This window comes from Streptomyces sp. NPDC127106 (genome assembly GCF_042677605.1).
Classification (GTDB): Bacteria; Actinomycetota; Actinomycetes; order Streptomycetales; family Streptomycetaceae; genus Streptomyces.
In genome coordinates, this window is the sequence record NZ_JBHXTC010000109.1 from 1 (window position 1) to 8,902 (window position 8,902).

At 70.9% G+C, this 8,902-nt stretch carries 9 protein-coding genes; all 9 read right to left on the reverse strand.

What is annotated here, in order from left to right:
• Positions 1 to 121: 121 nt before the first annotated feature.
• The 9 genes from ACFVGY_RS37235 to ftsW all read right to left on the reverse strand — a co-directional run bounded on the left by ACFVGY_RS37235 (position 122) and on the right by ftsW (position 8,857).
• On the reverse strand, positions 122 to 1,321 hold the full coding sequence (locus tag ACFVGY_RS37235) for a DivIVA domain-containing protein (protein WP_385686858.1): 1,200 nt from the start codon (positions 1,319 to 1,321) through the stop codon (positions 122 to 124).
• 82 nt (positions 1,322 to 1,403) lie between these two features.
• Positions 1,404 to 1,700: a YggT family protein gene (locus ACFVGY_RS37240; RefSeq protein ID WP_030155988.1), complete on the reverse strand. Its 297-nt coding sequence runs from the start codon at positions 1,698 to 1,700 to the stop codon at positions 1,404 to 1,406.
• A gap of 59 nt (positions 1,701 to 1,759) precedes the next feature.
• Positions 1,760 to 2,371 (reverse strand): cell division protein SepF, encoded by a 612-nt coding sequence (locus ACFVGY_RS37245; protein WP_360635234.1) that lies wholly within the window; start codon positions 2,369 to 2,371, stop codon positions 1,760 to 1,762.
• A gap of 151 nt (positions 2,372 to 2,522) precedes the next feature.
• Positions 2,523 to 3,242, reverse strand: coding sequence for a YggS family pyridoxal phosphate-dependent enzyme (locus ACFVGY_RS37250; protein ID WP_385686862.1), 720 nt, complete (start codon positions 3,240 to 3,242; stop codon positions 2,523 to 2,525).
• Between the two features lie 3 nt (positions 3,243 to 3,245).
• A complete protein-coding gene (gene pgeF / locus ACFVGY_RS37255; RefSeq protein WP_385686865.1) occupies positions 3,246 to 3,977 on the reverse strand; it encodes a peptidoglycan editing factor PgeF in 732 nt (243 codons plus the stop codon).
• A complete protein-coding gene (gene ftsZ / locus ACFVGY_RS37260; protein ID WP_385434790.1) occupies positions 3,974 to 5,182 on the reverse strand; it encodes a cell division protein FtsZ in 1,209 nt (402 codons plus the stop codon). The genes pgeF and ftsZ overlap by 4 nt, the downstream gene beginning before the upstream one ends.
• A 280-nt stretch (positions 5,183 to 5,462) precedes the next feature.
• Complete coding sequence (locus ACFVGY_RS37265; protein WP_385686869.1) at positions 5,463 to 6,404, reverse strand: cell division protein FtsQ/DivIB; 942 nt, start codon at positions 6,402 to 6,404, stop codon at positions 5,463 to 5,465.
• Positions 6,405 to 6,436: 32 nt separating this feature from the next.
• Positions 6,437 to 7,531 carry an undecaprenyldiphospho-muramoylpentapeptide beta-N-acetylglucosaminyltransferase gene (gene murG / locus ACFVGY_RS37270; protein WP_360635246.1) on the reverse strand — a complete coding sequence of 365 codons (1,095 nt, stop codon included), beginning with the start codon at positions 7,529 to 7,531 and terminating at the stop codon, positions 6,437 to 6,439.
• Between the two features lie 6 nt (positions 7,532 to 7,537).
• A complete protein-coding gene (gene ftsW, locus ACFVGY_RS37275; RefSeq protein ID WP_385686873.1) occupies positions 7,538 to 8,857 on the reverse strand; it encodes a putative lipid II flippase FtsW in 1,320 nt (439 codons plus the stop codon).
• Positions 8,858 to 8,902 lie beyond the last annotated feature (45 nt).

The following is an 8,902-nucleotide window of genomic DNA, read 5'->3' on the forward strand; positions in this document are numbered from 1 at the left end:
CCCGCGCGCGGGCGGCGGTGGGCGCGGCGGCGGCGGCGGGGGGGCGCGCCGCGCCCCCGCCGGGCCCGCGGGGGGGGGCCCCCCCCCCCCCCCCCCCCGGTGGTGACTGCCGACGACGACGTCAGTTGTCGTCCTCGTCGATGAGGAAGCCGCGCATCGGCGACGGCGCCTGCATCGGCTGCGGCGCAGCGGGCCGCACCGGAGCCATCGGCTGCGTCATGGCCGGGGACATCTGCTGCTGGCCGCCGTACGACGGACCGCCCATCGGGGAGGGACCGCCCATCGGCGACGGACCACCCATCGGGGACGGGCTGCTCATCGGGGACGGGCCGCCCATGCCCATCGAACCGGCGGGGGCCATCGAGGCAGACGGCGACGGCGGCAGCGCCGGACCGGCGGGGTTCCGCGGCGGGGCCAGGGAGTCGTCGGCCTGGGTCTCCAGCTGGCGCAGCTGCGACTCCAGGTAGGACTTCAGACGCGTACGGTACTCACGCTCGAAGCCCCGCAGGTCCTCGACCTTGCGCTCCAGCGTGGCCCGCGCGGACTCCAGCGAGCCCATCGCGACGCGGTGCTTCTCCTGCGCGTCCCGCTCCAGCGCGTCGGCCTTGGCGCGGGCGTCCCGCTCCAGGCCCTCGGCGCGGCTGCGCGCCTCGCCGACGATCTTGTTGGCCTCGGAGCGGGCCTCCGCGATCGCCTGGTCGGCGGTCTGCTGGGCCAGGGAGAGGACACGGGCGGCGCTGTCGCCACCGGGGCCCTGCTGCGGGAGCTGCGGCTGCTGCGGCTGCATGGGCTGCATCTGCTGCCCCATCGGCTGCATCTGCTGGCCCATCGGCTGCATCTGCTGGCCCATGGGCTGCATCTGCTGGCCGAGCGGGTTCTGGCCGCCCATGGACTGCTGACCACCCATGGTGTGCATGGGGCCGCCCATCGGGCCGGGGCCGCCGGGACCCTGCGGGCCGCCGGGGCCGCCCATCGGGCCGGGGCCGGCCGGGAGCTGCGGCTGACCGCCCGGAAGCTGCGGGGGGCCCATCTGCGGCGGGCCCTGCTGGGCCGGCGGGCCGGATATGGCGGCGGGCACGGGGCCACCGGGGCGCTGGTCCTGGGGTTCCGGCTTGCGCATGCCCTGCTGCTGCTGGTTCTGCGCGGCGGCGCGCGTGGCTGCGGCCAGCTTGGCGCGCAGGTCCTCGTTCTCGCGCAGCAGGCGCGTCAGCTCGGCTTCGACCTCGTCGAGGAAGGCATCGACCTCGTCCTCGTCATAGCCTTCTCGGAGGCGGACGGTCGTGAACTGCTTGTTCCGCACGTCCTCGGGAGTCAGCGGCATGTCTTCTTCACCTCTACGTAGTCGTCGGCAGTCGGCAAGACCGTATCGGGACTGTCCCCGCGCGTGCGGGAAAGCTCATCGTTCACACGCTTCTCGCAGCTGTGCTCACGAAGCTGATGAGGATGTAAACGATGATCATCAGAACGAAGAAGGACAGGTCGAGTGCCACGCCCCCGAGACGCAACGGCGGAATGAACCGCCTGAGAAGCTTGAGCGGCGGATCGGTGACAGTGTAGGTCGCCTCCAGGACGACCACCATCGCCTTGCCGGGTGTCCATGAACGTGCGAACTGGAAGACGTAGTCCATCACCAGTCGGAAGATCAGCACGATAAGGAAGCACATCAGCGCGATGTAGACCACCTGTAGTGCGACGCCCATCCCGCGCTTCCCTCTCCCCTGCTCTCACTCTCGTTCCGCCCCGTGTCTGACGGATCGGTCTAGCTTTGGTTGAAGAACCCGCCCTCCGCGATGCGGGCCTTGTCCTCCGCCGTGACATCGACGTTAGCAGGCGAGAGCAGGAACACCTTCTGTGTCACGCGTTCAATGCTGCCGTGCAATCCGAACACGAGACCGGCCGCAAAGTCGACAAGTCGCTTTGCGTCCGTGTCGTCCATCTCTGTGAGGTTCATGATCACCGGAGTGCCCTCACGGAAGTGTTCCCCGATGGTACGGGCCTCGTTGTAGGTCCGGGGGTGCAGCGTCGTGATGCGGTACGGCTCCCGCTCGGAGACGACCTTGGGCATGATCACGGGGGCGTTCTTCTCCACGTTCGAGCGTTCAGGTGTGATGGATGCCACGGGGGCGATTCGCGCAGGACGTCCACTTTCGACCGGCAAGGGAGTGGGTTCCCGTTGCGGCGGGGGCTGCACGGCTCGTACCGGTTCTTCCGGTACGGGCGTTTGGTGCACGGGCTGCTGCTGGCGCCGGCGGTCCCGCTCCGGTTCCGGCTCGGGTTCGAACTCGTCGTCGGGGTCGTACCCCGGGTTGTCGTACCGGTCGTCCTCCACGAGGCCGAGGTAGACCGCCATCTTGCGCATCGCGCCGGCCATTCTCTGAGTCCTCCGCTCTGTGGTGGATCGCCGTGTCACAGGTGCGCCGCTGTGTCACCGAAGTCACCAACTGCCCGCGATCCACGTGGTCTGTCCGCCCTCCAGCGGGAATGACCATATTTTCTGCTGTGGTCCGACTTTCTTCGCGACGTTACCCGAGCCGGGGTCTCGCGCCGAGTACCGCAGTGCCGACGCGTACATGTGTCGCACCGGCCGCAACGGCCTCTTCCAGATCTGCACTCATCCCGGCCGACACCATCGTGGCAGCCGGATGGTCCGCGCGCAGGCGGGATGACAATTCCACCAGCCGCTCGAAAGCGGCCCGTTCGCGTCCCGCGAAGGGACCGGCCAGCGGAGCCACGGTCATCACACCGTCGATCCGCAGTCCCGGCGCCCCGGCCACGAGGTCCGCGAGTTCGGCGAGCTGCTCGGGAGCCGCGCCGCCGCGGCTGCCGCGCTCCCCCGACTCGGCGTCGAGGGCGATCTGCACGAGGCAACCGAGCTCCCGTCCGCCCTGCTGCGCCGCCGCGGAGAGCGCGGTGACCAGCCGGGGCCGGTCGACCGACTGCACCACATGGGCATATCCCGCAACGGAACGGGCTTTGTTGGTCTGCAACTGGCCGACGAAGTGCCAGGCGAGCGGCAGGTCCGCGCAGGCGGCCGCCTTGGGGGCGGCATCCTGGTCGCGATTCTCCGCAACATGACGGACGCCCAGCTCCGCCAGCAGTCGTACGTCGCTCGCGGGATAGGTCTTGGTGACGACGATGAGCGTCACCTCGTCCCGCGCCCGCCCCGCGGCGGCGCAGGCGGAGGAGATGCGCTCCTCCACCCGCGCCAGGTTCTCCGCGAGCTCCGACTTACGATCCGTCATCACCTAGTCCAACCAGACATATCCGGCAAGCCGCCCGGTCACCCGGTCGCGGCGGTACGAGAAGTGGTCCCGCGACTCCAGTGTGCAGACCGGCGAGCGGTGCCTGTTCACCACCCCCACCTCGGCGAGCTGGGCGTGCACCCCGGCGACCACGTCGACGGCGGGGGTCCCCCAACTCGTCTCGGACCGGGCCGCCGGAACCGCCTCGGCGACCTCGTCGCGCATGGCGGCGGGCACCTCGTAGCAGCGCCCGCAGACCGTCGGGCCGGTGCGGGCGATGATCCGCCCCGGTTCGGCGCCGAGCGCGACCATCGCCTCGACGGCGGCGGGCACCACCCCGGCGACCAACCCGGGCCGGCCCGCGTGGGCGGCACCGGCGATCCCGGCGACGGGGTCGGCCAGCAACACCGGCGTGCAGTCCGCGGTGAGCACCGCCAGGGCCAGGCCCCGGCGGGCGGTCACCACCGCGTCCACCTCGGGTACGGCCCGTCCGGGCTCCCAGGGTCCGGAGACCACTGCGACGTCCTTGCCGTGCACCTGGTTCATCCAGACCACGTGGTCCGGCTCGATGCCCAGGGTCTTGGCCGCGATCGCGCGGTTCGCCAGAACGGCGGCCGGGTCGTCCCCGACCGCGCCGCCGAGATTGAGCTCCTCGTACGGAACGGCGCTCACCCCGCCCCACCGGTCGGTGAAGGCGAAGTGGGCGCCGCTCTCGCTGTGCTGCCCCAATGTCACTTCAGGAAGTCCGGTACGTCCAGTTCCTCGGCCGGGCTGTCCTGGTAGGGACGGGCCGTGGGGACCTGCGGGGCGGGGGGCGCGACCTCGACCGGGGCGACCGGCTCGACGGGGGCCGGGGGCTCCTCCCGGGGGGTCACCGTACCGAGGCCGCCGAAGGCCGGGCGGACCGGCTCGGGGGCGCGGACCGGGGCCGGCGCGGGCTCCTCGCGCTTGGTGGACGCGGCACCGATGACGTTGTCGCGGCGGGCCGGGGGCTGCCCGCCGTCGAAGCCGGCGGCGATGACGGTGACCCGCACCTCGTCGCCGAGGGCGTCGTCGATGACGGCGCCGAAGATGATGTTCGCCTCGGGGTGCGCGGCCTCGCTCACCAGCTGGGCGGCCTCGTTGATCTCGAACAGGCCGAGGTCCGAGCCACCGGAGATGGACAGCAGGACGCCCCGGGCGCCGTCGATGGAGGCCTCCAGCAGCGGCGAGGAGATCGCCATCTCGGCGGCGGCCACCGCGCGGTCGTCACCGCGGGCCGAGCCGATGCCCATGAGGGCCGAGCCGGCTTCGGACATCACGGACTTGACGTCGGCGAAGTCGAGGTTGATCAGACCCGGGGTGGTGATGAGGTCGGTGATGCCCTGGACACCGGAGAGCAGGACCTGGTCCGCGGACTTGAAGGCGTCCAGGACCGAGACCTGGCGGTCCGAGATGGACAGCAGCCGGTCGTTCGGGATGACGATGAGGGTGTCGACCTCTTCGCGGAGTTCGGCGATGCCGTCCTCCGCCTGGTTCGCGCGGCGCCGCCCCTCGAAGGTGAACGGCCGGGTAACCACACCGATCGTCAGGGCGCCGAGCGAGCGCGCGATGTTCGCGACGACCGGGGCGCCGCCGGTGCCGGTGCCGCCGCCCTCGCCCGCGGTGACGAAGACCATGTCGGCCCCCTTGAGGACCTCCTCGATCTCCTCGCGGTGGTCCTCGGCCGCCTTGCGGCCGACCGCCGGGTTGGCTCCGGCGCCGAGGCCCCGGGTGAGTTCGCGGCCGACGTCGAGCTTGACGTCGGCGTCGCTCATCAACAGGGCCTGCGCGTCCGTGTTGATGGCGATGAACTCGACGCCTTTGAGACCGACCTCGATCATCCGGTTGATGGCATTGACACCACCGCCGCCGACACCGATGACCTTGATGACTGCGAGGTAGTTCTGCGGTGCTGCCACGTCGAAGGCCTCTCGCCTCGAGTTACGTGTCGTCGCTTCGCGGGCCTGCGCTGCGACGACTGATGCCGAAATGTGGGACGGTCCGAACGCGCCGACCCGAACCCTAACCCTGAAGTTTAGGGTTAAGTATGTGCCTGTTCCCTGGACTCTTCCGAACAGGACACTAAGTCGACAAGTAGCGCGTGTTCAACGAACACGCCGAACCTCCCGTTTTTCTTTTCACCCTATGTGATCACCCGTATCGGTGGCCAACCAGGGTGCGTCGCCGCGCGATCGAACGTCAACTCCCGGACACCGCAGGGGCGGTGGGAACGCTCACGTCGAAGTGGGTAGCCCCCGGTGCGGCTTTGAACAGAGCGGTCAGCGCGCGCCCCTTCGCCTCCCCCTGCTCGCCGCTCCCCCACACCACCGAGCGGCCCCGGGTCAACTCCAGGAGGATCGCGTCGTACGACCCCACCTTGACCTGCACGGTCTCCTTGGCGACCGCCTCCGGGAGGTCCCCGGCGACGCCCACGGCCTCGCGCAGCAGCCGCTCCTCGTCGAAGCGGCGGCCGCTCGGCGACCGCGCGACGTTCAATTCGAGGAGCGGTACGCCGTCGGGTGCTTTCGCGACCGTGTCGAATCGCACGCCCGAAGCGTCCACTTCCACGAAGTTAGCGTCCTTTTTGATGAGCAGGACTGGTTTGCGTTCGGTCACTTCGAGACCGATTCCACGGGGCCAGGAGCGGACCACGTCGACCGATTCGACGCGGGGCAGCCGCTCGCGCACCCGCTGGCCGATCTCGTCGGTGTCCACGGCCACGAGCGGGGAGCCGACCGGCACGGCCGCGGCGGCCAGGACCTGTTCGGCGGTCAGCACCTGCGTGCCCCTGGCGGTCACCTTCTCGACGCGCAGCCACGAGGACCCGTAGAGCACCCAGCAGACTCCCCCGGTGAGCAGCGCGGTGGCCGCGGCGACGACCACCAGCCGGCCCCGGCCGCGCAGCCGCCGGACGAGGCGGAGCACACCGGGGTGCGGCGCGGACGGGGCCTTGGGGGCCTTCGCGGGCTTCGGGGCCTTGGCGGCCTTGGCGGCCTTGGCCGGCTTCGCCGGCTTCTGCCGCTTGGGGGCCCGGGGCGGCTTCGGCGCGGCGGGCGGCTTGGGGGAGCCGGAGCCCTTGCCCTTGCGGGCGGGCCGGTCGGAACCGGGTGTGCCGCGCTGTGCGGTGTTCGCTCCGGCCACTCCTGTGCCTCCTGCGTCTGCGCCGTACCGCCTCAGCGGTTCCGGTGGGCGGCGATCGCCTCGTACACCATCGCGACCAGCAGCTCGTCGGCGTCCCGGCGGCCGAACTCGGAGGCGGCGCGGGACATCTCGTACAGGCGGTGCGGGTCGGACAGCACCGGCAGGACGTTGCCGAGCACCCAGTCGGGCGTCAGCTCCGCGTCGTCGACGAGCAGGCCGCCGCCGGCCTTGACCACCGGCTGGGCGTTGAGCCGCTGTTCGCCGTTGCCGATCGGCAGCGGGACGTACGCGGCGGGGAGCCCGACGGCGGAGAGCTCGGCGACGGTCATCGCGCCCGCACGGCACAGCATCATGTCGGCGGCGGCGTACGCGAGGTCCATCCGGTCCACGTACGGTACCGGGACGTAGGGCGGCATCCCGGGCATGTTGTCGACGTGCGGCATTTCGTTCTTCGGGCCGACCGCGTGCAGGATCTGGATCCCGGAGCGCTGGAGGGTCGGGGCGACCTGCTGGACGGTCTCGTTGAGGCGCCGGGCGCCCTGCGAACCGCCGGAGACGAGCAGGGTCGGCAGGTTAGGGTCCAGGCCGAAAGTGGCGCGGGCCTCGGGGCGGGCCGCAGCGCGGTCCAGGGTGGCGATGGTGCGGCGCAGCGGGATGCCCACGTAGCGGGCCCCGCGGAGCTTGCTGTCGGGCGTGGAGACGGCCACGGCGTGCGCGTAGCGGGAGCCGATCTTGTTGGCGAGGCCGGGGCGGGCGTTGGCCTCGTGGACGATGATCGGCACGCCGAGCCGCTTGGCCGCGAGGTAGCCGGGCAGGGCCACGTAGCCGCCGAAACCGACGACGACGTCGGCCTTGGTGCGCTCCAGGATCTCCTCGGCCGCCTTGATGGTGCCGCGCAGCCGCCCCGGGACGGTGATGAGCTCGGGGGTGGGCTTGCGGGGCAGCGGGACGGCGGGGATCAGGCCCAGCTCGTAGCCGCGCTCGGGCACGAGGCGGGTCTCGAGTCCGCGCTCCGTGCCGAGGGCGGTGATGCCCACGGAGGGGTCCTGCCTGCGCAGGGCGTCCGCGAGGGCGAGCGCGGGCTCGATGTGGCCGGCGGTCCCCCCACCGGCGAGTACGACATGCACCGAAATTCACCGCTCTCCGGACGGACGCCTCTTGACGCGCCGTCTCATCGACTTCCATCTCTGCCCGGTCCGCTTCCAGCCGGACTTCGGCTGGCGCATCGCGAGCGCCGCACGCGCGGCCGGCTCCTCCCGCGCGAAGGCGATGAGCAGTCCGACCGCGAACATGGTCGGCAGCAGGGCGGAGCCTCCGTACGAGAACAACGGGAGCGGGACTCCGGCGATCGGCAGCAGGCCGAGCACCGCACCGATGTTGATCACGGCCTGGGCCGTGATCCAGGTGGTCACGCCTCCCGCGGCATAGCGTACGAAGGAGTCCTCCGTGCGTCCGGCCACGCGGATACCCGCATAGCCTAGAGCCGCGAAGAGGGCGAGTACCGACAGCGTCCCCGCCAGGCCCAGTTCCTCCCCGGTGATGGCGAAGATGAAGTCGGTGTGGGCTTCCGGCAGTTGCCCCCATTTTTCCACGCTGGCCCCCAAACCGGAACCGAACCATCCGCCCGAGGCGAGGGCGTAGATCCCGTGTACGGCCTGCCAGCAGAGGTCGTTTTTGCCCGGTTCGGTCGCACCGATGCAGGCGAGCCGGTCCATCCGGTGGGGACTGGTCTTGATCAGCAGTGCGACGATCACACCCGCGAAGGCCAGCACCCCCACGAAGAGCCGGGTGGGGGCGCCCGCGAGCCACAGCAGGCCGAACAGGATGGCCCCGAGGATCATGGCGGTGCCCATGTCGCCCCCCAGCATGATCAGCCCGAGGAGCAGGAAGGCCACCGGGACCAGCGGCACCAGCAGGTGCTTCCACTGGGTCAGCAGGCCCTTGTCGCCCTTGCGGGCCAGCAGGTCGGCGCCCCACAGGATCAGCGCCAGCTTGCCGAACTCGCTGGGCTGGAGCATGAACGGACCGCCGAGGGAGATCCAGTTCTGGTTGCCGTTGATCGCCACCCCTATCCCGGGGACCTGGACCAGGACCATCAGGAACAGGGTTCCCGCCAGCACGGGGTAGGACAGCGCCCGGTGCAGCTTGACCGGCATCCGGGAGGCGGCGAGCAGCAGTACGGTGCCGATCAGGGCGGCGACGAACTGCTTCTTGAAGAAGTACGCGTCGCCCAGGCCCAGCTGGAGGGCTTTGATCATCGAGGCGGAGTACACCATCACCAGGCCGAGCACGGTGATGAGCAGCGAGCTGCCGAAGATCAGGTAGTACGCGGTGAGGGGCCGGTCCCAGGCCCGGCGCAGCTGCCGCTGCGTCCGCCGCACCCGGGTCAGCGGCCCCCCCCCGGCGGGCCGCCCCGCGCCCGGCTGCGACGGCGTGAAACGCCGTCGAGTGATCGGCGAAGCCGATCACTGGTTGTAGCGGCTTCGCCGCTACAGACC

What these genes read in the sequence shown, in the direction of transcription:
- ACFVGY_RS37250 (WP_385686862.1), bottom strand. Translation starts at nt 3,242, where the DNA reads ATGACGGATCGTAAGTCGGAGCTCGCGGAGAACCTGGCGCGGGTGGAG.
- ACFVGY_RS37235 (WP_385686858.1), bottom strand. Translation starts at nt 1,321, where the DNA reads ATGCCGCTGACTCCCGAGGACGTGCGGAACAAGCAGTTCACGACCGTC.
- ACFVGY_RS37245 (WP_360635234.1), bottom strand. Translation starts at nt 2,371, where the DNA reads ATGGCCGGCGCGATGCGCAAGATGGCGGTCTACCTCGGCCTCGTGGAG.
- ACFVGY_RS37240 (WP_030155988.1), bottom strand. Translation starts at nt 1,700, where the DNA reads ATGGGCGTCGCACTACAGGTGGTCTACATCGCGCTGATGTGCTTCCTT.